This is a genomic window from Armatimonadota bacterium (assembly GCA_022563855.1).
Taxonomy (GTDB): Bacteria; Armatimonadota; Fimbriimonadia; order Fimbriimonadales; family Fimbriimonadaceae; genus JADFMN01.
This window is the reverse complement of the sequence record JADFMN010000005.1, coordinates 73,746-96,607: the sequence shown is the minus strand read 5'-3', so window position 1 is coordinate 96,607 and position 22,862 is coordinate 73,746. Positions and strand designations below refer to the sequence as shown.

Sequence of the window (22,862 nt, the reverse complement as noted above, 5' to 3'; positions counted from 1 at the left end):
TGCTACAGGATCGCTTGGTTTGCATCTGCCCCTCTCTTGGGCTACACTCCCTGCATGATTTCGCTCATCGCACTCGCAGCGATCAGCAGCCTCCAGGATGCTGAACCGATTTCACTTTTCGACGGCAAGAGCCTGAACGGTTGGCACCAGGACATCCCAGACAACGATAAGAGGGACAGTCCGGTCGACGCGTTCACGGTGCGCGACGGGGTTCTTGTTAGCCTCGGAACTCCGCGCGGGCATCTGATCACGGACGCCTCGTACTCCGACTACAAACTGGTCGTCGAGTACCGCTTTCCTGGTGAGCCGGGGAACTGCGGGGTGCTGGTCCACGCTTCGAAACCGAGGCGTCTCTACGATATGTTCCCGCAGTCGATGGAGGTGCAGTTGCAGAGCGGGCACGCGGGCGACTTCTGGTGCATCGGCGAGGACATCTCCGTGCCCGATATGGTCAAACGTCGTGGGCCGAAGGAGAAGTGGGGCGTCGAACCACCGATGAACCGCCGCATCGTCAACCTCACCGACGGTTCGGAAAAACCGCTCGGCGAGTGGAACACGATGGTGATCCGTTGCAAGGGCGACACGATCACCGTCTGGGTGAACGGCGACCTCGTCAACGACGGAACCGGCTGCACGGCGACAAAGGGGCAGATCGCTTTGCAGGCCGAGGGGGCGGTGGTCGAGTTCCGGAAGCTGGAACTGACGAAGCTCACGGCCATGTCATCCTGAACGGATCTAGGTCACGGCTCTCATCCCTCCACACTCGAAGTGTGGAGGGTTCTGTGCCTGAGTGCGCCGCGACTATCGTCTGTCGTGCGTCCGTGGGCTAGACTCTTGGCATGACTGCTATCATAGTGCTCGCTGCTCTAGTTAGCGTCCAAGAGCCAGAGCCGTTCTCGCTCTTTGACGGCAAGAGCCTGAAAGGTTGGCACCAGGACATCCCGGACAACGACGGCAAGGACAGTCCGGTTGATGCGTTCACCGTTCGCGACGGTGTGCTAGTCAGCCTTGGCCAGCCCTTTGGGCACTTGATTACCGACGCACAGTACGAGAATTACAAGCTTGTCGTCGAGTACCGGTACTCGAAAGAGGCGGGCAACTGCGGAGTGATCGTGCACGTCTCTATTCCCCGTTTTCGTAGCTTCCTGCCGCAGGGCGTCGAGTGCCAGCTTCGCAGCGGTAGCGCCGGCGACTTCTTCCTGTTCGGCGAGACGATCTGCCGGCGGTCCGCGCCCGATGAACCGCTGGGGCGCGTTCCGAACATGACAGACGACTCTGAGAACGAGGTCGGCGAGTGGAACACGATGGTCATCGAGTGCCGCGGCGACGAGATCAAGGTTTGGATGAACGGCGACCTTGTCAACGACGGCGTCGGCTGCTCGGTCTCCAAAGGCCAGATCGCGCTGCAGTCCGAAGGCGCCGAGGTCGAGTTCCGCAAGCTCGAAATGACGAAGCTTTCTGGGTGACGTAATCGGCGGGAATCACGGACGCCCTAAGCCAACGATCCTCGCCGATGAGAGCCCAGGTCACCCAGGAGCACAACCCTCCATCGGCCCGAACGAAGCGCGGCTAGACGACCCACGGATACAGACGCTAGTACTCGCTCGCCGTGTCATTCGTCTTTGGAGACATCCCATGACGGATCGAAGTTCACTTTCCTTAGGTCTTCCATGCACCTCACACCGCTGTCCACAAATCCGACCATCAGACAGCCGTCAGGAAAGACCCTCGACCCATATATCATGGCGGTGGTCTCTGGAACTGCCACATCTGAGAGCAGCATTCCAGCCAGCAGCCGATTCGGGATGATCGTCCCTCCGTTCGGATTGCGCGTCTCGGGAATTCCGCCTTTGGGAACGTAGTACGCGCTGCTGAAGAATTGAGATGCGCTGTTACTCAGGTCTTGGTGTGTACTGAATTTGTGCGGCAGCCGGTCGTCGTTATCAGCGGCGTACAGCATGAGAGCGGTCGAGATATGCTTGACGTAGGACAACGTAATAGTCTTGCTGCGATCCGGCCTGTAGAAGAAACCATGTCCGCTCGTGCAGAAGCCGTCCAAAAGCAGTACCGCAAACACAGCACCGATTCCGATGCCGATCTTCGCCAGTATGTGCATCTTCTTCCGTTTCGTCATTTGTCCTTCGAACCGCGAAACTGCTTGCCCCTGAGATCATTATACGGCGAACAAATCGCAATGAACGCAATCTTCGTGCGGATACACTAACTTCTGTGCTCGCGATTCTGAACATATTTTTCTTCGTGTTCCACACGGTGCTGATCGTGTTCAACGTGTTCGGTTGGGCGCACCCGAAGACGCGCAAGTGGAATTTGGCGACGCTTCTGCTCACTCTAGCGAGTTGGGTTGGGATGGGGATGTTCTATGGGATGGGCTACTGCATCTGCACCGACTGGCACTGGCAGGTGCGCGAAGCGATGGGGATCAAGGAGACGGCAACCAGCTACATCGTGCTGCTCGTGCGCAACGTCTCGGGTTGGGAACCGCCGGTCGCGCTGGCGAACGAGGTAGCGAAGTGGGTGTTCCTTTCCGCGCTAGCGATGAGCGTGGGGTTGAACCTGTGGGACTGGAAAAAACGAGCAGTGTGCCACGGTCAGGCCCGATAAGGTTTGTCCGTGCTTCTGTGGCTCTTGGAACCCTCAACACTGCGAGTGTCGAGGGCTGAGAACTCCCTTCCATCTTGCGCCGATGTACGTGCGGCGGAGGAGGGTAGCAGAACTCTCGGAGTGCGCGGACGTGTCCGCGCTATTGATAGTGGTGGAAACCCGATTCCGGATCCGCGGAAGAGCTCCGCTAGCGCTATGGAAAGCTCCGACGCGTCGGAGCACTCCGAAAGACGTCCCGCGCACGATTCATCGCGGCATTCGCTCTCGGTACAATCCGCGCACGATGCCGATTGAGCAGTGGACCGCGGTCGATGAGTACTTCGAACGGCTCTTTATCGGAGACGACCCTGTGCTGAGGGCCGCGCTGGCGGACAGCGAGGCGGCGGAGCTGCCCGCGATCAATGTCACGCCGTCGCAGGGCAAGCTGCTGCATCTGCTCGTGAAGATGACAGGCGCGAAGACCGTTTTGGAGGTCGGGACGCTCGGCGGTTACAGCACGATCTGGATGGCGCGCGCGCTGCCCGATGGCGGGAGGCTGACGACGATCGAAAATGAGAAGAAGCACGCTGAGGTCGCGACCAAGAACATCGAGCGCGCGGGGCTCTCGGACATCGTCGAGATCATCAACTCGGCGGCGATCGAGGTACTGCCGACCCTCACTGACAGAGAGCCGTTCGACCTCTTCTTCATCGACGCGGACAAGGAGGGCACGGCGGCGTACTTCGCGTGGGCGATGAAGCTCTCGCGGCCCGGCAGCGTGATCATCGTCGACAACGTCGTGCGCGAAGGGGAGGTGATCGACGCGAGCAGCGAAGACGCCCAAGTGAAGGGGATCAGGCGGTTCAACGAAGTGCTCGCCGCCGATCCCCGCTCGACGGCGACGGCGATTCAGACCGTCGGGGCGAAGGGGTACGACGGGTTCGTGATTGTGCTGGTCGAGTGAGGGAGGGGCGAGGATCGAAAGCCGTGCGGCAGGTTGTCGGCTAAAATGGGTTTGACAGAGCCGGTCGTTTCGCCGTCGATCCAACAACCGTACTCCGGCGCGGATGTCATCATATGTGGGATGCACAGGACACTGGACGCCACGGTCGCAGCTGTCCCGTTTCCTGCGAGGCTCCACACAGGCAAGGCAGTATGAAGAAGCTAATACAGAAGGTCGTCACGCGCTCTTTCAACGCAATCGGCCTGGACGTCGTCCGCCAGGGGCACGCCAGAAGATGGGGTTCCCGGATGCGACATGCCAAGGATCTCGGCTTTTCGCCTAAGGCGATCTTGGACGGCGGCGCGTTCCGCGGTCTCTGGGCCAAGGAAGCCGCAGAGATTTTTCCGGGCGCCCAGCTCGTGGTCGTCGAACCGAACCCGGTGCTGCAAGAGATCATCGCGCGAAACGTCGCAGGAATCAATCCCGCGCCGAAGATCGTAGAGGCCGCGCTAGGCGAGACGTCGGGCACCGCGCCATTCAACATTTGGCACGACGCTGACAACGATCAAGGGGCGTCTCTCCTGGATCATGTGTCAGGCAAGGCGGGCAAGGTCGTCGACGTCAAGGTCGAAACCCTGGACGGCATTGCAGAGCGCCTCTCTTTCAAGCCGGAGCTCCTAAAGCTCGACTTGCAGGGTGGCGAACTCGCCGCTTTGAACGGCGGCCAAGAGGTTTTGCGACACGCGGAGCTCGTTCTTGTCGAGTTCGGATGCCTGGAGGCCTACGTTGGAAGGACGACGCCTCGGCAGCTCATCGACAAGTTGTACGACAGCGGCTTCTGCCTGTACGACATCGTCGACATGCACAACAGGCCGTACGACGGCGCCCTGACGGGAGGGGACTTCTTCTTCATAAGGACGACAAGCGCGCTGAGGAGCCACAAGGGGTACGAGTGAGGCGCGCTCGAACCACCGGGACAGATCGTGCATGAAAGTAAAGATCTGCTACAAGCGCCGTTCGCAAAAGCGAGCGCTCTACGCGTCCGAGAACGGGTTCTCGTTGGTCAAGGGTTTCATGCCGCACACCCAGAGCAATGAACTGTATTTCGAGGCCGTACCGGCAAGTATGTGCCTTCAGGCAACATCGAATAGTTCGTCATTGCGATCGCGTCATGCGATAAACTAGCGTGCAAAGCATGTTGTCGCTAGTTGTTCTGTTATTGAGCGTCCAAGACGATCACATCGGCGTCGGTGCGACGCCGATGCCCGGCGCGGGGGCCATCATCGACGGCACGCGCAGGACGCTGGATGACAAGTGGACCTACTGGGAGGGGCCGCGGTTCGCCTCGGAGCTGCCGATCAAATGGAAGATCGTCGACGACCCGGTGGACGATGGCAATGCCGTCTCTACGTTTGACCCTGCGGCGGCAGGCGGCAAATACGGCGCGGCGGACATCGTCACGAAGAAGAAGTACCGGGACTTTCGCTTGCACATCGAGTTCTTGGTTCCGCTTCCCGGCGGCAACAGCGGCGTGTACCTGCAAAACCGATACGAAATCCAGATACTCGACGGCGACAAGACCAAGCACGGAATGGGCGCGGTGATCAACGAATCGGAGTCACCGTACGACGCGTACAACGGCCTCGGAAAGTGGAACGCCTACGACATCACGTTCCGCGCTGCACGGTTCGTTGATGGCGTTCGCACAGAAAAAGCGATGGTGACCATGTACTTCAACGGGATAAAAGTCCACAAGAACTTCCCCATCGACCGCGTGTGGGGCGGGCCGAACTCCGGGATCGACGGCGCGGGCGATGGCGCACCGGCCGACACTCCCGGCGGCTTAAAGCTCCAGGCGGAAGGGCACAACGTGCTTTACCGCAACGCCTGGATCAAGGAGCTGCGACTAGACGAGGCGGACACGGACTTTCACGAATGAGAGCAAACGTACGTGCGCCGGAAACGACTGATGTCCTCGTCGCAACGTTCTACAAGTTCGTGCGGCTGGACGACTACCGCCAGATGCAAGCGCCGATCTACGACTTCTGTTTCGAGATCGGGCTGTACGGCACGATTCTGCTGGCCGAAGAGGGGATCAACGGCTCGATGAGCGGCTCGCCACAGGCGATCGACGCCCTTCTTGAATTTCTGCGAAAAGATCCGCGGCTTGCGGACTTGGAGGCGAAGTTCAGCCGGCACGATGACGCGCCGTTCAAGCGACTGCGCGTTCGCCTGAAAAAAGAGATCGTCACGTTCGGCGTCCACGCAGATCCGACCGTGCGAGCCGGCACTCGAGTCGCGCCCGAGGACTGGAACGATCTGATCGCGCAGGACGATATCGTGCTGCTCGACGCGCGCAACGACTACGAGTGCGACGTCGGTACGTTCCGAGGAGCAATCGAACCGAAGATCGCGGAGTTTGGCGAGTTCCCATCTTATGCCGACAAGAACCTAGATCCGAAGAAGCACAAGCGCGTCGCAATTTTCTGCACCGGAGGAATCAGGTGCGAAAAGGCGAGCGCGTACTTGCTCGGCAAGGGGTTCGAGGAGGTGTACCAGCTCGACGGCGGAATCCTGAAGTACATAGAAGCGGTGCCGAGAGAGGAGAGCCTGTGGCAGGGCGACTGTTTCGTGTTCGACTACCGGGTGTGCGTCAACCACGACCTTGCCGCGACCGGCCACCGAATGTGCGAGGCTTGCCAGTGGGCGGTGCCGCCCGGCATCAACGTCTGTGAGAATTGCGGGGCGGAGGCGATGATGCTGTAGAATCGGCCCAAGGCTAGTGGGACGGCCTAAAGTCCCTGTCACCGCGCCCGCTTGACACTCATAGGCCGGGAGAAGCGGAACGATGACCGTGCGCGGTCGTTAACAACGATTGAAAGAAGAATGCTTATGAAAACGATTTTGAAACTTTGTGCCGCAGTGTCTGCGGTTATCTTCGCCACTTTTTCTCTGGCAGACACCTACGCCCTCAACATCGGCATCAGTGATTACCCCGATGTCGTCGATGAGAATGGCGACCCGTACCTCGACGAGAACGGCGACCCGATATCGGATGATCTCTTTGGCTGTGTCAACGATGCGAAGCTATACAAAAAGCTGCTGATGGAAAAGTACGGCGTTCCGGAAGAGAACATCCGGATGCTCCTTGACAAAGATGCAAACGAGGAGAAGTTCATCGAAGCGTTGCGATGGCTGCTCGAAACAGCCCGACCCGGTGACACCGTGTTCATTTCGTTCTCCGGGCACGGCGCACAGTATGCGGTAGACGACCAACCGGAGGAAGAGGACGGTCTGGAGGAAGTGCTGGTTCTGTACGATACGCTGGTCACGGACGACTTCATCAACGATTTGAACAAACTGTTCGTGGACACAGGCCGTAACACCGTTTTCGTGATGGATAGCTGCTATAGCGGCGGAATCAGCAGAGGCGGCGGGGATGGCAAGCTGCTCGGCAAGAAGTGGCGCAGCACTCGCGACCGCTGGACGGACGGCGAGCGCCTGCGGAAGGCCAAGTCTCACGGAATGTTCACCGCCCGCGAAGAGTCGGCGCTGTTGAACGCGGTCAGGAAACCTCGCTCTATCGAGAAAGGCTCGTTCGTCTTCGTGATGGCCGGTCAAGAGGACCAGACGACGAGCGACGTGCAGTTCGTGGACGACGATCCGCCGGCGCAGGGCATCTTCACATTCGTCTTCGTCATTATCTTGATGGATGATCCGTCCCTCAGCATCGAAGAAGCGATTGAGACGGTGAAGTATGCGCTCAAAGACGCGGACTTTGATCAAGTGCCTAAGTTCGAGGCGAGCGACTCCGCAAGACCGACTAAGCCGCTGCTCGGCGGCTAGACTGTGGGCTGACGGATGTTGCAGCTCTGCTCGCGCTGCTGATCGTCGGGGCCGGGCCCGCCGCGATGGTGGCCGGTACAGCTTGCGTTTCGGCCGTGCCTGGGCTTTAGGCTCTCACCTGGGCACTGATCCTGCGCCCGACCGTCTGATCTCGTCCATCAGCCTCTTCGCGGTGATCTTCCCTACTCCCTGGTTGGAGACGAAGTTGATGACGACCGGAAGGCCCCTGATCTTGTCCGGCGCGGCCTCGTCGTTGGGCGGCATCCTGAAGAACGCGGTCAGAGTGCCGTACTTCTCTCGATCCTCCGGTGATTCCGAAATCAAGAATCCTTGAACAGTCCCGACCTCATTGAGGGTGCCGTACAGCATCCACCGTTTGTCCGCCAAAAGCAGAGTCCCATTCAGTTCGCCCTCTGCGTCGCAGGACCACTCCAGCGTCCCGGTCGCGAACCCCTCGCCGGAAAGACCTTCGACCTCGACCTCTTCAGACCATTCGCCAGCGAATCCGGCAAGACCGCGGGCGAAGACCGTGTACTCTCCGAACGGGCCGATGGACGCCATGGAGTTGCTCAGAAGGTGGTAGTCCAAGAGCTTCGCAGCCGGTGTGGACTCGATGACGCCCTCTTGCCGGAGCCAATACTCTAGCGCGCTCGGGTACAGGTACGAACTCTGCGTGTACGGCAAGGTGTCGAGCGCCTCGACGATGGCCGCCATGTCCGCCGAGCCAGATTCTCCGATCGCGTAGCCCAGGACCAAGAGGCCGACAGGGTCGAAGATGCCGTGCTCTTCCACTACCGCCTTTTCGAGGACGGATCGGTACCGGGAGAAGAGCGGGTCCGTGCCCTGCGCGACCGCGTCCAACTGCTCCCTGTCGTAGTTGACGAGAAACGCGCCCAGCGTGAACAGCACCTCCATCCAACCGCGCAAAGCCGGGTCGAAGTGCAAGCTGTATGAATCGAACTCGGTGAACACAAAGGTACCGGTTGAATCCACGTCGACCTTGTAAAGAAACTGCCAGTCGTTGACCCACATCGGCACCAGTCCAGACCGGTGATACGCCGAGAGCGCCAGCGGCATCTTACAGCCGGGAAGCTCGCCCAAAAGCTCACGCCAGTTCTCTTCCGAAGTTATGACTAGCTTCCAGAACGTGTCCTCGACAGACGAACCGCGGTGCGGAACGCCAGTAGTGAAAATGCCCTCGATCGCCCTCGCACCGTTGAAGCGCATCGCAGCGGCAAGGGCGATCGCGGTGTTCCCCGTTCGAACGCTAGAAGACATGTAGTCTTGCCAATCGCCAACGGATCGGCTGAGCATACCGAGCAAAGGCGACCACATCTCGGCAACCTTCTGCCAGTAATGAGCGCCGGGTCCGCGCGCAAACTCCAGGTAGTTCGCAAACCCTGCCCGTTCGGCGAACGCCTCGCCACGCGCGTTGAAGAGAAGCAAGACCATAGCGTCCACGTCTCTCATGACCCTGAACGAATGAGCCGCGACTTCGATCTTCTCCAAGTCCAGAAGTTCTTCGTCGATCGTCGATCTGATCCGCTGCCATTCGGCGTCGTCTGTCGAAGCGCCGCTCCAAAGGGCATTGATCGTCTTTGTCAACGCGAGGTTCGTTAGTACGAGCCTTTCGAAGAGAGTAGGATCCTGCGGGGAGAAACGTGACTCGACCTCGCTCAGGAACTCCTCCGTGCAGACGCGAAAGTTCTTGAGGATCTTGCTGACGGCGATGGCCGTGAGGCGTTCTGGGAGCATCGGAATAAGCGCGTTCCCTGCCCACTCTTCAACGTCTAGGTAGTCGGCGGCCTGGACGACGCCCTGCTTGTGTATGAGCTTCCAGAGGAGGAGGTGTGACTCGGGCAGCGCACGGGAGTAGTCAGACTCGATCAGCTCACCGAAGCTCGTCCAATCGCGCCGCCTCATGAGCTGGATCCCAACGTGCAGGACGGCCTCTGTCCGAACAAGCGCTGTGCTAGTCAACCCGTACAGTTTGCTGAGCAACGGCTCTGCAGTGGCGAAGTCAACACGACCTACCCTCGCCTCAATAAACGCCAAGTCCCAATAAATTCGAATCCAGTTGTGAGACTCTTGTAGCTTCTGAAAGGCAGACTCGAGCGCGATCAACTCCGATTCATCTACTAGCACAGTGTCGACCAGACTCATTGCGACGTGCACGGCCAGCATCGCCTCATGGTCACTGCTGATTGCCGGAAAAGAACCCATGGCCGCAAAGAATCCTCCGAGCAACTGTGACTGGTCGCCCTCGGCCCCGGCCGTCAGCTTGTGCGTCAGCGTGTAGATGTCGTGTCGCTCCGAATTACGGAACCTGTTCGCGACCCTGCGGGAAGTTGAGTCCAACTCGAAGTCCAGGGCGCTTCTGGCAAACATCAGTGCGGCCCTGGGGTTATCCGGCTCCCGCATGTATCCGGTGCGGAACCACTTGTAGGCGGCCTCCCTGTCGTTTGGATAGATGCGCAAGCCGATCTCGAGAGCAACGGCCGCAGCCTGTGCGGCAGGCAGATCGTCGATGCGCCCGTCCATCTCGCTGTCGTCCAAAGCCGAGACGTTGAAGTCTATCAAGAGATCGAACACATCGTCTAGATAGCTCTGGGGCACTTGCTCCCTGCTCGGAAGGTACGTCGCGGCAAGTTTAGCCGCGTTCTCCTCAATTCCGGCCGCGAGATCAGAAAGCCAAAGGCTCCCCGTCTCGTCCACGTAATCACTCTTTTGGTCGAACGTCTCGATGATCGCCTTGGTGAAAATCCCGTGCCCCAAAAGCGACGATTCGTACGCGCGCGCCCCCGGCTTGCAGCTCAGCAGCAGGCCGATGTTCAGCTCGGAGCAAAGCTCACGGATGCTCAGTCCGAACTCGCCCGACTCGCCCGTGCGGCAGGCGTCGGCCACGATGAGCACGTTTGTGATATCGAGCTGTGCAAGCCTGGCGACGACGGACTGAAGCGAGACTCCCTTCTCTTTAGCTTCGCTCGATCCGACGTCCGAAGGCAACAGGTAGTCCTGTCCATCGCGGGCCACGCCGTGACCGGAGAAGTACAGGACGAACAGGTCGCTGGGAACGGCGGTCGGGTTGCTCGCCAGCGAATCGATCGCGCCGAAAACGTTCTCTCGGGTCGGCCTCGTGCTTTGGTCGCGACCGTCCGTCAGCAGCACGATGTCCTGGCGGTCGAAGCCCATGTGCTCGACCAACAGATCGCTGAACGCCCTCGCGTCGTCGATCGAGAACGAGAGGTTCGGAAGCAGCTTGTACGACTCGACGCCGATAACGATCGCCCGTTTCTTAGACCTTGCTGGCTGCTGGCTTCCGACTTGACTGAGCGCTGCCGACGCAAACAGCGCGAACAGCGACAGGACCAAACCTGTCTTCACAAGCGCTCGGTAACCACGGCCAAGAACGGAGACGGCGACCATCCGTGGATTTGAAGATACCAGTTAGATGCGGCCAGCAACTGCTAGACGCTCATCCGTCGGCGAGTTCGAGATTGCCCGCTCGTAGCGATCTGATACAATGATCGACCGTTGCGTCGTTCCAGGGACTCATCTGGAAGTTGCCGACAGGTTCTGGCCTGATGCGTTCAGGTCGGAAGTCAACCGGATGGCGCCCGAAACAGAAAAACCACGAGCATGGACCGGTGCCCGATCATTCATATAACGACTCAGCGCGGAGTGGGCGCGCTTGTGGATTACCCTGCCCGCTACTCTCGCGAGGTATGGAGTCGAGTCCGAGTGCTGACGATCGACGCCGCAGCGTCAGAGAGTGAGTGGCCGCGAGGCATTTACCTCATCACGAACACGGATTGCATGAGCCGTCCGCAACTCGACAAGGCTCAGTGGCTGTACGAAAAACTCAAGAGCGATCCGAGCGCATTCGCCGTCCTCAATAACCCATCGCGAGTGTTAGGTCGTTACGCACTCCTGCGAAAGCTACACGAACTCGGGATCAACGACTTCAACGTCCACCGCGTGAGGGACCTGCCTGCGCCCGTGCGCTTCCCAGCGTTTGTCCGAGACGAGAACCTGCATCGCGCCAACCTCTCACCGATCGTGCACACACAGGCAGAATTGGATGACGCAATTGCAGAATTGCTAACCGCAGAAAACCACAAAGACGATTACCTCGTCTCCGAGTACATCGACTACCGCGACGGCGATCGGCTTTTCCGCAAGTACGGCGCGCAGAAGGTTGGGCCTCACGTCTTCGGGAAGCACTTGATGGCAGGGCAGCATTGGATGCTCAAGAGAAGATCATCAAGGAGAAGAGCCGTTGGCAAGGATGAACTGCCATACGTACGCGACTTTCCCCACCGTCAGGAGCTAGAGCAGGCCTTTGAGGTCGCCGGCCACGACTGGGCGCGCGTCGACTATTCGTTCTATCGTGGGCGAGTGCAGGTTTGGGAAATCAACTGCAATCCGGCGATGGGGACGAAGTGGAAGCGCGACATCGGTCGTGGAAGGGCAAACAGAGCGACCTACTTACACTTCGACCGGGCGCTGGCCGACGTGGCCAAGGATATCCAACCCGGCCCGCCCTTGCAATTCCAAGTCCCGGTTCGTGATGTTCCAGCGCAACTACAGGGCGAAGGAAGCGAGCCCCTGGTCGCTGGACGAACGACCGAAGTGTGACGCGCAGCGGGAGACCCGGGTTCCACGTGCCTTGTCTGGAGCGCGGCCCGGTCGTTCAGCGGTTCAGCGACCACCGTTCGAACTTGGACGAACGGGGAGCGGTCTCAGGTCGGCGCATCGACGGGTCGTGCTGGCATTTGATCCCTTAAACCGTATTCGCGATACCACGGTAATTTTGCTGGGTCTCCCCATATTTTTGCCAGTATGGAGACTTTCGACGGGCCGTTCGTGAAGAATGGTGCTAGGAGTGATTGCTATCATGAGGCTTTCTAAGTTATTTGGTATTGGAGCGGGTACGGCATTGGCCATGGTCGGCCTTGCGCCGCAGACGGCTCTTGCACAAGTCACCGTCGACAAGGACGGGATTATAACGACCGCCGTCCACATCAGTGGACCATCGTTTGGCTCGATCGACTACTACGGCTCCGGGAACGACGACAACTTCGCCGAGTACGGGATCACGACCTGGAACTTTACGTCGGGCGACTTTGGTCTGAATGTAGCCAGCATTGTGAGCGCTAAGCTGACCCTCACGGTCAACGACCGCAGCTTCTCCGACGGATCGAGTGTGGAGTTCTTCTTCACGCCGGACACTGAGTCCGTCCTGGGCGGCGGCTTTGCAAACCTGGCGTACAACTCGGCCTTCACCAACGGCATCGACGGCACCCAGTACACGAACGCCCCGGTTTCGATGGGCGTCTTCCAGATCACGGAGATGGCAGGACGCGCCGGAGGCGAGATCGACATGTTCAACTTGGACCTCGGTGGCGGGATCGCGGGGGCTATGGTCAGCGCGATCAACTCGGGCACCGACTTCCAGATCATCGTCGCTGCTACGATCTCGGCCGACGACATCACCTACTCGGGCGTTGACAACAACTTCGATCCAGGTGATCCAAACTTGGAGATTACGGCCAACCTAGTGCCTGAGCCCGCGACGCTGACCGTCCTCGCCCTCGGCGCGCTCGCGCTTCTCCGGCGACGGAAGAAGGCCTGATTCTTTTCGGGGTTGTGTTTCCATCCGGGCCGAGCCATCCACCGCTCGGCCCGTCTTCATTTGTCTCGGATTTGTTCGGGGTGGCTCGGAGTGGTTCGGTGGTGTTCGACTCGTGGTGCCATTTGAGCGCCGGAACGAGGCAGTCGCGCGCGAGCTCCTGGACTCACGGATGAGGGATTTCTTGCTGGGCGGCATGACGTCCCGGTGGCAGGTACGCGGCCAGCACCCGATGCTCATCTGGCCCCACACGTACGACGTCAAAGACGTCGAGATGATGCACTGCGCGATGCGGCTGTTCGTGGCTGCTATGCCGGAGGGTGTCGTGGGGAACGACGTCGCTTCGACAGCTACTCTATAGGAGCGTCCGACTCCGAAACTGCCAGCTCGACCGCGTCATCCAGAGACATCTCCCGCCCCTCTTTCACCCACGCGTCGAACGCGTCGTCGTCGCCGAACGCCTCGCGCGCCTCGGCTATGTGGTTCTCGAGGTCCGCGCGCTCGTGAGGAGCTAGCGGTGCCTCGATCTGCTTGCGCAGCGCTTCACACGCGCCCACGAGCCGCGCAGCGTCGCCATATTTCTTCTCTGAGGCAAGTAAGAGCACGGAATACTCCAGTGCATACGCCGCGATCCTCTTGTCTCCTATGTCCATGCATATCTCAATGCCCTCGGACAAGTAACTCCGTGCATCACTGAACTCCCCTTGCCCACAGGCGACGTTGCCAAGGTTTGAGACCGAGGTCGCCGTACCGGTCCGAGACCTTAGCTTTCTTGAGAGCTCGAGGCTCTCCTCGTAATAGGCTCGAGCCGCTTCCAAGTTCCCCGCGCTATAGGCCTCTACACCAAGGTTTCCCAGTATGAGTGCAACTCCAGTCTGGTGACCGAACTCTCTGTGGATTGCGAGGCTCTCCTCCATACTGGCTCGGGCCTTATCTGAGTCTCCGACATGGGTCGCAACCGATCCCAGGATTCGAAGAACCTCGGCCGTGCCTAGTTTGTGCCCCAGTTCCCTGAACAGTGCAAGGCTCTGTCCGGACAGCCTCCTTGCGTCATCAAATTCCATGCGGTATAGTGCGACGCTTCCAAGGCCGGAGAGTGCGCTCGCCTCTCCGCTCTTGTCTCCTAGTTTCCGGTACAGAACTAGCGCCTGTTCGAACAGCTCGACAGCTTTGGCGAAATCTGACTGTCTGTACGCCAGGTTTCCCGCACTGTAGAGTGCCTTTGCCTTGATGCCGTGGTCTCCCGGGTTAGACGAGAGGGCGGCTTGAAACCGTGCCAAGCCTTCGGCCGAGTACCCTCGGATCAGCCAAAACCACGATAACGCGCTTGCCGTGCGGAGTCCCGACTCGGCTCGCTGTGGGTCGATCAAGGACCAATCGAGCGCAGCGCGCAAATTGTCGTGCTCCTCGTCAAATCGGTCGCACCACTCCTGTTGGCCCTTGCTTGTTAGCTCCGGTTCGCCCTCCTCGGCCATGAGCATAAAGTGATCAAGGTGCCTGTCGCGCCAGCTCACCGGAATGTCTTCCTGCGCAAGTTTTTCTGCTGCGTAGTCGCGCACGGTCTCGAGCATCCAGTAGCGTGCGTGACCGCCCGTATCCTCGCTGAGCACGAGCGACTTGTCTACGAGCGAGGAGAGCAGGTCGAGCACGTCGTACTCGGCGACGATGTCGTCGGAGCACACTATTTCCGCAGACTCTGCCGCCCATCCTCCGCGGAACACAGAGAGCCTCTGTAATAGCGCCTTTTCTCTTTCGTCGAGCAAGTCGTAGCTCCAGTCGATAAGCCCTTGCAAGGTCTGGTGCCTCTTGAGAGCGGACTTCGCCCCGCCGGTGAGCAGCCGGAACTTCTGGTCGAGCCTGTCGTCCACGTCCTGCGCCGTCATCGACCTCATTCTCGCGGCCGCCAGCTCGATAGCGAGAGGGATGCCATCGAGCCTCGAGCATACTGCCGCGACCGCCGGAGCATTGGTCTCGTTGATAATGAAACTCGGTTGGGCGAAAAGCGCGCGTTCCACAAAAAGGCGCACGGACTCGAAGTTCTCCATCTCTTCAGCCGCTGTGTCGAGGTCTGGGATCTGCAACGATGGCACGTGGTATGTCAGTTCGCCACCGATACTCAATGCTTCGCGGCTGGTCGCGAGGATATGGAGGCCTTGGCAAGACTTGAGCAGGTGCGCACAGAGGTCTGTACACGCTGCCAGCAGGTGCTCGCAGTTGTCCAACACGATGAGCATCTCTTTGGCGGCCAGCCGCGCTACAAGAGTATCCGCCATGCTCTCTCCAGGCTCTTCCTTGATGCTCAATGCCGTTGCGACTTCGTTTGCAACGAGGTTTGGATCGCTGATCGCCGCCAGCTCGACGAACCACACACCGTTCTTGAACTCTTTGGTCTGGTCAGCGGCGAACTGTAAGGCTAGGCGTGTCTTGCCAGTGCCGCCAACGCCCGTCAATGTGAGCAACCGAGTCTTCTCTGTCAGACTGCGGATCTCCTCCAGCTCACTCTCTCTTCCGACGAACGAAGTGAGCTGGTGCGGCAGGTTGTTCGGCAAGTTGTCGAGCGTGTCCAGCGGGGGAAACTCGCCTTCGAGGTCCTTGTGCTCAAGCTGAAAGACGTCCGCGGGGCGCGCGAGGTCTTTCAAGCGGTGCGCGCCCATGGGGCGCAGGGCCGTGTCGGCGGGCAAGTGGTCTTGGACCATCTCCTTCGTCGCGCCGGAGACGAGGATCTGGCCGCCGTGGCCTGCAGACAGCAACCGTCCCACCCTGCTGAGCTCCACGCCGAAGTAGTCGCCGTCGCGACAGATCGCCTCGGCCGTGTGCAGCGCAGCTCTTACCCGGATCGCTGCTTCTTGCGGCCACTCTTCTTCTTTCAGCGCGAGCTGGACCGCAATGGCGGCGTTGACCGCGGCCCCCGCCGACTGGAACGCGGCGCAGAACGCGTCGCCGACGGTCGTGAAGACGTAACCCCCCCGGTCCTCGATGCAGGACCGCAAAATCATGTCGTGCCGCTCCAACGCACGCCCCATCGCCCCTGGCTGGTCCTGCCAGAGCAGCGTCGAGCCCTCTATGTCCGTGAACAGGAAGGTCACGGTGCCGGCGGGCATATCACCCATAGCTAAGTAGCATTATGACTCCTGTCCCTTCCCGGTATCATCTCAGGCTGGATGGCCAAGCGGTACTACGTCACCACGCCGATCTATTACGTCAACGCGGTGCCCCACGTCGGGCATGCGTTGACTACGCTCGTCTGCGACGTCACGAAGAGGTGGCACAGAATGCGCGGGGAGGACGTTTTCTTCCTCACGGGGACCGACGAGAACGGGTTGAAGGTGATGGAGGCGGCCGAGGAGGCCGGTGAGACCCCCCAGGCGTTCGTCGACCGGATCAGCCAGAGCTTCATCGAGGCGTTCGACAGTTTGAACATCGAGTACGACGCGTTCTTCCGCACGACCAGCGAGCGGCACAAGGAGGCTGTCACCGAGTTCTTCAACAGGCTAAAAGCGAACGACTACGTCTACCTCGACAACTATGAGGGGTGGTACGACGTCAGCGCCGAGACGTTCGTGAAGGAGTCGGACCTGGTCGACGGCAAGAGCCCCGACGGCAACGAGGTCCGCAGGGTGAAAGAGGAGAACTGGTTCTTCCGGCTCTCGGCTTTCGAGGACCGGCTGCTGGAGAAGATCGAGGGCGACCCGAACTTCCTGATGCCGCCGGGCCGTCGCAACGAGGTCTTATCGTTCGTCAAATCCGGCCTACGCGACATCTGCATCTCTCGCTCGAACCCCGGTTGGGGCATCCCCGTGCCGGGCGACGAGAAACGGGTTCTTTACGTGTGGTTCGACGCTGTTATTAATTACTTGGCCGCGACCGGCTGGCCCGAGGACGGCTGGGAGGACCTGTGGCCGGCGGACGTCCACTGGATGGCGAAGGAGATCTACACGCGGTTCCACGCGACGATGTGGCCGGCGATGCTGATGGCGGTGGACCTGCCGTTGCCGAAGACCGTGATCGCGCACGGGTGGTTCACGTTCAACGAAGCGAAGATGAGCAAGTCGAAGGGGAACGTGCTGTCGTCTTCTGAGCTGATCTCTCATTTTGAGGACGCGGGTTGTTCTTCCGGTTTGGCTGTTGATGCGGTGCGTTATGCGCTCGCGAAGTCGCTGCCTTATGACAACGACACGAACTTCACTTACACGGAGATCGACCGTCTTTACAACGCGGACTTGGCGAACGATCTTGGCAACGCTCTGAACAGATCGCTGACGATGGCGCACAAGTTTGTCGGCGGCGTCGTGCCGGGCGGTTCGTGCGATGCAGACGCGATCGCGGCTATATCCGATACGAAGAAAAAGTTCGAAACGGCGATGGAGACGCACCGGATTCAGGATGCGATTGGTGCGTCGATCGACGCGGCGCGGTTCCTGAACAAGTACGTAGACGACAAAGCGCCGTGGGCGCTTGCGAAATCCGGCGACCCGGCGCTGGCGCAGGTGATCCGGACGATGCTGATGCTGCTGCGCGCGTCGGAGGGTTTGATCCGTCCGTTCATCCCATCTGCGGCGGACGCGTTCGCCGCGCAACTCGGCTTGCCTCCGCTGACTTCATGGGATGAGATCGGCCGGGAGGAATCACTGCCAGAAGGGACGAAACTCGAGCAGCCCGTGCCGATGTTCCCTCGTCTTGAAAAGAAGAAAGAAGACGCTCCGAAAGAGAAGAAGGAAAAGAAAGTGAAAGAGACAACGACTATAGAACAGCCCGACGAGATCGAGTTCGCTGACTTCATGAAGGTGAAGCTGCAGGTCGCCCGGATCATCGAGGCCGAGCCGGTCGAGGAGAGCAAGAAGCTCATGAAGATACAGGTCAAGATCGGTGACGAAATGCGCCAGATCATCGCGGGCATTAAAGGCACGTACTCCGCCGAAGACCTCATCGGACGCCAGGTCGTAGTGGTCGCGAACCTCAAGCCGCGCAAGATGATGGGGCTGGAGAGCCAAGGCATGATCCTCGCCGCCGACGACACCGATGGCTCAGCGATCCTGCTAGAGCCAGAGCACGAGGCGCCCGAGGGCACGAGCGTCCACTAGACCATCGCGCGGTAGAACAAGACACCATGATTGAGCAGCATGGCAAGAAGGAGCGTTGGGTGGGAGTCGTTGCGCTGGTCGTAGCAGTCGTTTCGCTTGCGTCAACTATGGGTGGATGCAAGCGAGCATCCACAGTCGAATCGGTGAGTCAAGTGCGTGCAAACGACGCTGTGAGCACGACGCAACTCATCATATTCATAACTTGGATTGACGGCAATGACGAGATCTATGTGATGGATGAATCGGGTGCGAACCAGAGAAACCTGACAAACAACGCCGCCGACGACACGATGCCTCGATGGTCGTCTGCCAGCGGAAAGATCGCGTTTGTTTCGAAACGCGACGGGAGTGCCGATGTCTTCGTTATGAACACAGACGGATCGGACGTAGTCAATCTCACAAACAATCCTGCATGGGACTCTAATCACTCATGGTCTCCAGACGGAAAGAACATCGCGTTTGTAAGTTTCAGAGATGGCAACCGAGAAATTTATGTCGTTGCGCCAACAGGAGGGGAGCAGAAAAGGCTGACCGATTGGCGTGGTCCTGATGACGCGATTCGGTGGTTCCCGGATTCAAAGAGAATGTGGTTTAGTAGCGTAAAGGGTGGGAAGGGTTGGACCTGGACTATGAACGCGGACGGCACGGACAAGAGGCGTCTCGATGACACGGACTATTTCTATACCGGGCCGATCGTGTCCAAAGACGGAATGCAGATGGCGTTCGTCAGAAATTCGGAAGAGGGTTACGAAGTGTACGTTACGGATCAGCTTGGTGCTGACAAAGCCAGATTGACAACTGCTGCAAAGAGCAATGGATTCGCAGACTGGACGGATGAGAGCCTGCAGCTCCTCCTGTCCTCAAGCGTGAACGGGCGAGGCAGCATCAATTCCTTTGACATCGCAACTCAGAGGACGACGGTCATTGCGACGTTCAACAATTCCGTCTTCGCGGTGTCGCTATCGCCAGACAAAGAGAAGATTCTTTTCGCCCAGGGCGGGCCAGAAGGAGGGTCTGAGATCTACGTCATGAATGCAGACGGCTCGGACGTAAAACAGCTAACGAGTCACGGACTCTCGGCTGGCGCCCCCTCTTGGATCTCGGTCGGTAACTGAAGCGACAATCGTGGAGATACCGATCAGAAAAAAGGATCGCGGCAGTCGAAACTGTCGATCCTGATCGAGCCGGAGCACGAAGCCTTGGAAGGCACGAGCGTTCATTAGTCGCCAGGCGACGTGCAAGGGCGGAGCTTTCGCAAGATCGCGGTGAGCTTGGTCCCGCTTTTAACGGTGTCAAAGGACGTCCTTCTCGCGCAACTCTTTGAACACGCGACGCAAGTAAAGGAATGCTACAATCGCAAAGAGAGGCTGGGCGAAAAAAACGAAGAGCGCCATTAGGTACGGGTTAGGCCAGACGATGAAGGCGGCCGTCGTGGTGAAGGCAATGATCGCCGCCCACGCTTCAACTCTTATCCCCATCAGTCCCTCCGTTTCATCAGGTCGCTGTAGTCGGGATGCCCCGGTGTGCGCTGAGCGCGCGTAGGATGCGCGCTTCCGTGGCAGTTGAGACAACTGACCGAACTATCCGAAAGCGGCTTGCGAATTGCAATGTGGTTGGAGACCACCTCGAACTTTCGCGTACCGGAATGACATTGCATGCAGTTGTCGTTGTTATAAGCAGACGGTGATGCGATCGGCTCTGTGAATGTGCCCGTCGTGTAACGAGCCAGGTGTCTGTATCCGTCCATCTTCGCCTTGAGATTCCCGGAGAGTCCGTAGTCGGTGTGGCACGTATAGCACTGTTGCCGTGGGATCCACTTGTTCGAGAAGTGGCGTGCGGCGAGCGTTTGGCTCGACGGGTCAAACATATCGTTTACCATTGGACGCATTACGTGGCACGAGTTGCAAGAACGCACCTCCTTGACTCCGCTGACTACGTGATAGTTGGCGATCGACACGGACAAGCCAGAAAATACAATGAGCGTTAGGAAAGCCAACATCTTGTTGAACGTCAGCCCCGAAATCCTCGCTATGCGCAAGTTCACCATCTTGTCGCGAGAGAGAGAATCACGTCTCACTCTTATTAGCCTATAACACAGAGCGATTCCAATGACGCAAATCGTGACTCCCAGGACTTTCACGAGCGTGGGCAAATCGAGAAGCCAGTCCATAGCCTATTGACCTCCCATCTTCCGCACTGACACTGCGGTGATCTTGTACTCAGGCTGCTTGGAAACGGCGTCGTAGTTATCCGCCACGGCGATGTTCACCAGCAGCTTGGTGTCATAGAACGCGGCGAAAATAGTTCCCTTTCGAGGGCGACCGGTCACTACGGCGGCCCCTGCCACGGTTCCGTACCGGCTCGTGACCTCGAGCCGAGTGCCATCCTGAATATCCATACGTTGAGCATCCTGGTCGTTGAACTCGAAGCGAGCAGGACCGGCGGCGTTCTGAAGTTCGGGAATGCGGCCGGTAATGGTGGCCGTATGCCACTGCTCGAGAACGCGCCCTGTCGTTAGTATGAACGGAAACTCGTCGCTGACCTGCTCCGGAGATTCCAAATATCGCCGCAAGTAAACTACCGCCCGTCCGTCGGGATGGCCGTAGAACTCGATCTTCTTTCCGCTGCTTACCAGCGGATCATCGCCTCCCAAGTAGCGTCGCACAGTTCCCGGATGAGATTCGTTCGGACAAGGCCACTGGAGGCCACGATTCTTCTGCAACCGATCATATGTGATTCCCTTGAAGTTGTACGCGCTCGTCTCGGAGAACTTCCGCCATTCGTCCCAAACGGACTCCGGAGTCCTTGCCTTGATCAGGTCCCCGTGACGAAGCCGGATCGCTAAGTCAACCAGGATCTCCAGGTCAGACCGCGCTTCGCCCGGAGGATCGAGCACTTTTTCCACGAGCTGATAACGACGGTCCGTTTGCCCAAACACGCCCTCCTTTTCCACCCAAAGAGCAGCCGGAAGAAGAACGTCGGCAAAGCGAGCTGTCTCCGAGTCCTCGAACGCTTCCGCTACGACCAAGAAGCACCGCTCCATCGCCTTTCTGTAGCGGCCCGCAGCGGGGAGCGATTGGGCGGGATTGGTGCACATAACGAGGGTCGCGCGCACCCGACCGTCCTCCATGGCCCGGAAGAGGTTTACAGCGTCGAGGCCCGGCGTCGGCGAGATCGTTCCGCGGGGCACTCCCCACAACTCTTCGACCTCATGCCGGTGCTTTTCGTTTGCAACGATCCTCCCGGCAGGCAGCAGGTGCGCCAAACCACCGGTATCTCTAACGCCTCCGCACGCATTCGCCTGCCCCGTGAGCGATAAGGGAGTCGCCCCCGGGCGGCAGATCTGTCCTGTAACAAGGTGGAGCGAATTGATCGTGTTATTCAGGTGGACTCCCTGAACCCGCTGATTGATGCCCATCGTCCAGAGCGAGACCGTTCCCTTCGATCGGGCGAACAGGTGGGCCGTTCGCCTGATGACCTCTGCCGACAAGCCGACTCGCGCACTGATATCTTCAGGCCTGTAGTCCCGCAGAAAGTTCTCGAGCGCTTGAAAGTCAACCGTGTCCTCTCCGTCGCTAAACCGAACGTGCTCATCAATGAAGTCGCGGTCGTACAGCCGATCCTCAAGGATAACATGCATCATTGCGTTCAGCAGCAAGAGGTCTGTTCCAGGATTCAGCGGCAGGTGCAGATCACATCGGTCCGCGGTAGAAGTTCTCCGTGGATCGACACATATGAGAACTGTGTCCGGATGCGAGCGCTTGCGCTGCATAATGCGCTCGAAAATGGACGGGTGGCACTCATACGGATTAGCGCCGATGATAAAGAAGCAGTGCGCGTGGTCAATGTCCTCCAACGCCCCTGGAGGCTCATCCTTTCCGAATGTTTGAACGTACCCGACTGCCGCCGACGCCATGCAAAGCCGCGGATTGCCGTCAACGTTGTTTGTGCCGATCCCTGCCTTGAACAGCTTGTTCGCCGTGTAGGTCTCCTCGGTGTAGAGTTGACCGGAACCGTAGAATGCGACCGAGTCTGGACCGAACTCCCGTATGCTGTCGGAAAACCGATCTGCGACGAGCGACATCGCCTCCTCCCAGGTCGCTTCCACGAGTTTCCCGGCTCTGCGAATCTTCGGCTTTAGAGCCCGGCCGGTAAGGCTCGGTAGCGCCCCGAGCATGGCGCCCTTTATGCAGATGACACCCTTGTTGTGCGCTTCCTCATCCCCGCGCACCTCCGTGATTGCACCGTTGTTCAATCCAAGGCGTACGCCGCAGCCAACTCCGCAAAACCTGCAGACGGACTTTCGCCAGGACGTCGCTCTACCTTTTGGCCGGACGAGTTCCAGGATTCCCCATCCGCCAAATGCGGTCCCGGTCGCTACTCCCAGCCCAGCGAGTATCTGAGCAAACTCGCGACGAGTCCATCCGTTCTCGCTTCGGGAATCGTCCTCACTTGTCATCACGATGCGACCTGATTGAGTCTACCTTCCAACACTGAAATGCGAGCCTGCGCTTTCGATGCCTCTGCGGCCGATAGCCCGTTCCATTTGGGGAGCCGTCATCGGCTGTCGACCGATCTTCCCGGAGCCGGAGCACGAAGCGCCGGAAGGCACGAGCGTTCACTAGTTGGCAGTTGGCAGTTGGCAGTTGGCAGTGGGCAGTGGGCAGTTTGCAGTCGACTCACGGGCTGCCGCGCCGTTCGTTGTTCCTGGGTCGAGGGGCGAGGTTCGGGGTGCCTCAGATCAGATCGGGCATATACG

Annotated in this window: 19 protein-coding genes; 13 read left to right on the top strand and 6 right to left on the bottom strand. The window is 59.1% G+C overall.

Annotated features, from left to right (window positions below; genetic code table 11):
- The first annotated feature begins 54 nt into the window (after positions 1 to 54).
- Positions 55 to 729 carry a DUF1080 domain-containing protein gene (locus tag IH944_08040; GenBank protein MCH7904502.1) on the top strand — a complete coding sequence of 225 codons (675 nt, stop codon included), beginning with the start codon at positions 55 to 57 and terminating at the stop codon, positions 727 to 729.
- Between the two features lie 110 nt (positions 730 to 839).
- Complete coding sequence (locus tag IH944_08035) at positions 840 to 1,466, top strand: DUF1080 domain-containing protein (protein ID MCH7904501.1); 627 nt, start codon at positions 840 to 842, stop codon at positions 1,464 to 1,466.
- A 146-nt stretch (positions 1,467 to 1,612) separates the two neighbouring features.
- On the opposite strand, the gene IH944_08030 is transcribed toward IH944_08035, so the two are convergent.
- A complete protein-coding gene (locus tag IH944_08030; GenBank protein MCH7904500.1) occupies positions 1,613 to 2,134 on the bottom strand; it encodes a hypothetical protein in 522 nt (173 codons plus the stop codon).
- A gap of 95 nt (positions 2,135 to 2,229) precedes the next feature.
- On the opposite strand from IH944_08030, the gene IH944_08025 reads away from it, so the two are divergent.
- From IH944_08025 to IH944_08000, 6 genes are all read left to right on the top strand, one after another.
- The gene (locus IH944_08025) at positions 2,230 to 2,622 is read left to right on the top strand and encodes a DUF2784 family protein (GenBank protein MCH7904499.1); all 393 of its coding nucleotides are present in this window, start codon (positions 2,230 to 2,232) and stop codon (positions 2,620 to 2,622) included.
- Positions 2,623 to 2,905: 283 nt separating this feature from the next.
- Positions 2,906 to 3,565 (top strand): O-methyltransferase, encoded by a 660-nt coding sequence (locus tag IH944_08020; protein ID MCH7904498.1) that lies wholly within the window; start codon positions 2,906 to 2,908, stop codon positions 3,563 to 3,565.
- Positions 3,566 to 3,756: 191 nt separating this feature from the next.
- Positions 3,757 to 4,500, top strand: a complete 744-nt coding sequence (locus IH944_08015) for an FkbM family methyltransferase (protein ID MCH7904497.1) — start codon at positions 3,757 to 3,759, stop codon at positions 4,498 to 4,500.
- Between the two features lie 239 nt (positions 4,501 to 4,739).
- On the top strand, positions 4,740 to 5,483 hold the full coding sequence (locus IH944_08010) for a DUF1080 domain-containing protein (protein ID MCH7904496.1): 744 nt from the start codon (positions 4,740 to 4,742) through the stop codon (positions 5,481 to 5,483).
- Positions 5,480 to 6,310, top strand: a complete 831-nt coding sequence (locus IH944_08005; GenBank protein ID MCH7904495.1) for a rhodanese-related sulfurtransferase — start codon at positions 5,480 to 5,482, stop codon at positions 6,308 to 6,310. Before IH944_08010 ends, IH944_08005 begins: the two co-directional genes overlap by 4 nt.
- A 126-nt stretch (positions 6,311 to 6,436) precedes the next feature.
- Positions 6,437 to 7,390 (top strand): caspase family protein, encoded by a 954-nt coding sequence (locus IH944_08000; protein MCH7904494.1) that lies wholly within the window; start codon positions 6,437 to 6,439, stop codon positions 7,388 to 7,390.
- A gap of 114 nt (positions 7,391 to 7,504) precedes the next feature.
- Here the strand turns inward: IH944_08000 and IH944_07995 are convergent, their stop codons facing one another.
- Positions 7,505 to 10,774 (bottom strand): caspase family protein, encoded by a 3,270-nt coding sequence (locus tag IH944_07995; GenBank protein MCH7904493.1) that lies wholly within the window; start codon positions 10,772 to 10,774, stop codon positions 7,505 to 7,507.
- 255 nt (positions 10,775 to 11,029) lie between these two features.
- Here IH944_07995 and IH944_07990 point away from each other — a divergent pair, with 255 nt between their 5' ends.
- From IH944_07990 to IH944_07980, 3 genes are all read left to right on the top strand, one after another.
- Entirely contained in the window at positions 11,030 to 12,028 is a 999-nt protein-coding gene (locus IH944_07990; GenBank protein MCH7904492.1) for a hypothetical protein, read from the top strand.
- Between the two features lie 259 nt (positions 12,029 to 12,287).
- Complete coding sequence (locus IH944_07985; protein MCH7904491.1) at positions 12,288 to 13,025, top strand: PEP-CTERM sorting domain-containing protein; 738 nt, start codon at positions 12,288 to 12,290, stop codon at positions 13,023 to 13,025.
- A gap of 115 nt (positions 13,026 to 13,140) precedes the next feature.
- The gene (locus tag IH944_07980) at positions 13,141 to 13,383 is read left to right on the top strand and encodes a hypothetical protein (protein ID MCH7904490.1); all 243 of its coding nucleotides are present in this window, start codon (positions 13,141 to 13,143) and stop codon (positions 13,381 to 13,383) included.
- Here IH944_07980 and IH944_07975 read toward each other — a convergent pair.
- Positions 13,373 to 16,132 carry a tetratricopeptide repeat protein gene (locus IH944_07975; protein MCH7904489.1) on the bottom strand — a complete coding sequence of 920 codons (2,760 nt, stop codon included), beginning with the start codon at positions 16,130 to 16,132 and terminating at the stop codon, positions 13,373 to 13,375. The two genes, IH944_07980 and IH944_07975, sit on opposite strands and share 11 nt — an antisense overlap.
- A gap of 51 nt (positions 16,133 to 16,183) precedes the next feature.
- Between IH944_07975 and metG the strand changes: the two genes are divergently transcribed.
- Together metG and IH944_07965 are read left to right on the top strand one after the other, a co-directional pair.
- The gene (metG, locus tag IH944_07970; protein MCH7904488.1) at positions 16,184 to 18,103 is read left to right on the top strand and encodes a methionine--tRNA ligase; all 1,920 of its coding nucleotides are present in this window, start codon (positions 16,184 to 16,186) and stop codon (positions 18,101 to 18,103) included.
- Between the two features lie 26 nt (positions 18,104 to 18,129).
- The gene (locus IH944_07965; GenBank protein MCH7904487.1) at positions 18,130 to 19,218 is read left to right on the top strand and encodes a PD40 domain-containing protein; all 1,089 of its coding nucleotides are present in this window, start codon (positions 18,130 to 18,132) and stop codon (positions 19,216 to 19,218) included.
- 177 nt (positions 19,219 to 19,395) lie between these two features.
- Here the strand turns inward: IH944_07965 and IH944_07960 are convergent, their stop codons facing one another.
- The 3 genes from IH944_07960 to IH944_07950 form a co-directional block, all read right to left on the bottom strand.
- Complete coding sequence (locus IH944_07960; GenBank protein MCH7904486.1) at positions 19,396 to 19,581, bottom strand: hypothetical protein; 186 nt, start codon at positions 19,579 to 19,581, stop codon at positions 19,396 to 19,398.
- Positions 19,581 to 20,180 (bottom strand): NapC/NirT family cytochrome c, encoded by a 600-nt coding sequence (locus tag IH944_07955; GenBank protein MCH7904485.1) that lies wholly within the window; start codon positions 20,178 to 20,180, stop codon positions 19,581 to 19,583. Before IH944_07955 ends, IH944_07960 begins: the two co-directional genes overlap by 1 nt.
- Positions 20,181 to 20,276: 96 nt before the next feature.
- On the bottom strand, positions 20,277 to 22,562 hold the full coding sequence (locus IH944_07950; protein MCH7904484.1) for a nitrate reductase: 2,286 nt from the start codon (positions 22,560 to 22,562) through the stop codon (positions 20,277 to 20,279).
- Positions 22,563 to 22,862 lie beyond the last annotated feature (300 nt).

What these genes read in the sequence shown, in the direction of transcription:
- IH944_08040 (MCH7904502.1), top strand. Translation starts at nt 55, where the DNA reads ATGATTTCGCTCATCGCACTCGCAGCGATCAGCAGCCTCCAGGATGCT.
- IH944_08035 (MCH7904501.1), top strand. Translation starts at nt 840, where the DNA reads ATGACTGCTATCATAGTGCTCGCTGCTCTAGTTAGCGTCCAAGAGCCA.
- IH944_08030 (MCH7904500.1), bottom strand. Translation starts at nt 2,134, where the DNA reads ATGACGAAACGGAAGAAGATGCACATACTGGCGAAGATCGGCATCGGA.
- IH944_08020 (MCH7904498.1), top strand. Translation starts at nt 2,906, where the DNA reads ATGCCGATTGAGCAGTGGACCGCGGTCGATGAGTACTTCGAACGGCTC.
- IH944_08015 (MCH7904497.1), top strand. Translation starts at nt 3,757, where the DNA reads ATGAAGAAGCTAATACAGAAGGTCGTCACGCGCTCTTTCAACGCAATC.
- IH944_08010 (MCH7904496.1), top strand. Translation starts at nt 4,740, where the DNA reads ATGTTGTCGCTAGTTGTTCTGTTATTGAGCGTCCAAGACGATCACATC.
- IH944_08005 (MCH7904495.1), top strand. Translation starts at nt 5,480, where the DNA reads ATGAGAGCAAACGTACGTGCGCCGGAAACGACTGATGTCCTCGTCGCA.
- IH944_08000 (MCH7904494.1), top strand. Translation starts at nt 6,437, where the DNA reads ATGAAAACGATTTTGAAACTTTGTGCCGCAGTGTCTGCGGTTATCTTC.
- IH944_07990 (MCH7904492.1), top strand. Translation starts at nt 11,030, where the DNA reads ATGGACCGGTGCCCGATCATTCATATAACGACTCAGCGCGGAGTGGGC.
- IH944_07985 (MCH7904491.1), top strand. Translation starts at nt 12,288, where the DNA reads ATGAGGCTTTCTAAGTTATTTGGTATTGGAGCGGGTACGGCATTGGCC.
- IH944_07975 (MCH7904489.1), bottom strand. Translation starts at nt 16,132, where the DNA reads ATGGGTGATATGCCCGCCGGCACCGTGACCTTCCTGTTCACGGACATA.
- metG (MCH7904488.1), top strand. Translation starts at nt 16,184, where the DNA reads ATGGCCAAGCGGTACTACGTCACCACGCCGATCTATTACGTCAACGCG.
- IH944_07965 (MCH7904487.1), top strand. Translation starts at nt 18,130, where the DNA reads ATGATTGAGCAGCATGGCAAGAAGGAGCGTTGGGTGGGAGTCGTTGCG.
- IH944_07960 (MCH7904486.1), bottom strand. Translation starts at nt 19,581, where the DNA reads ATGGGGATAAGAGTTGAAGCGTGGGCGGCGATCATTGCCTTCACCACG.
- IH944_07950 (MCH7904484.1), bottom strand. Translation starts at nt 22,562, where the DNA reads ATGACAAGTGAGGACGATTCCCGAAGCGAGAACGGATGGACTCGTCGC.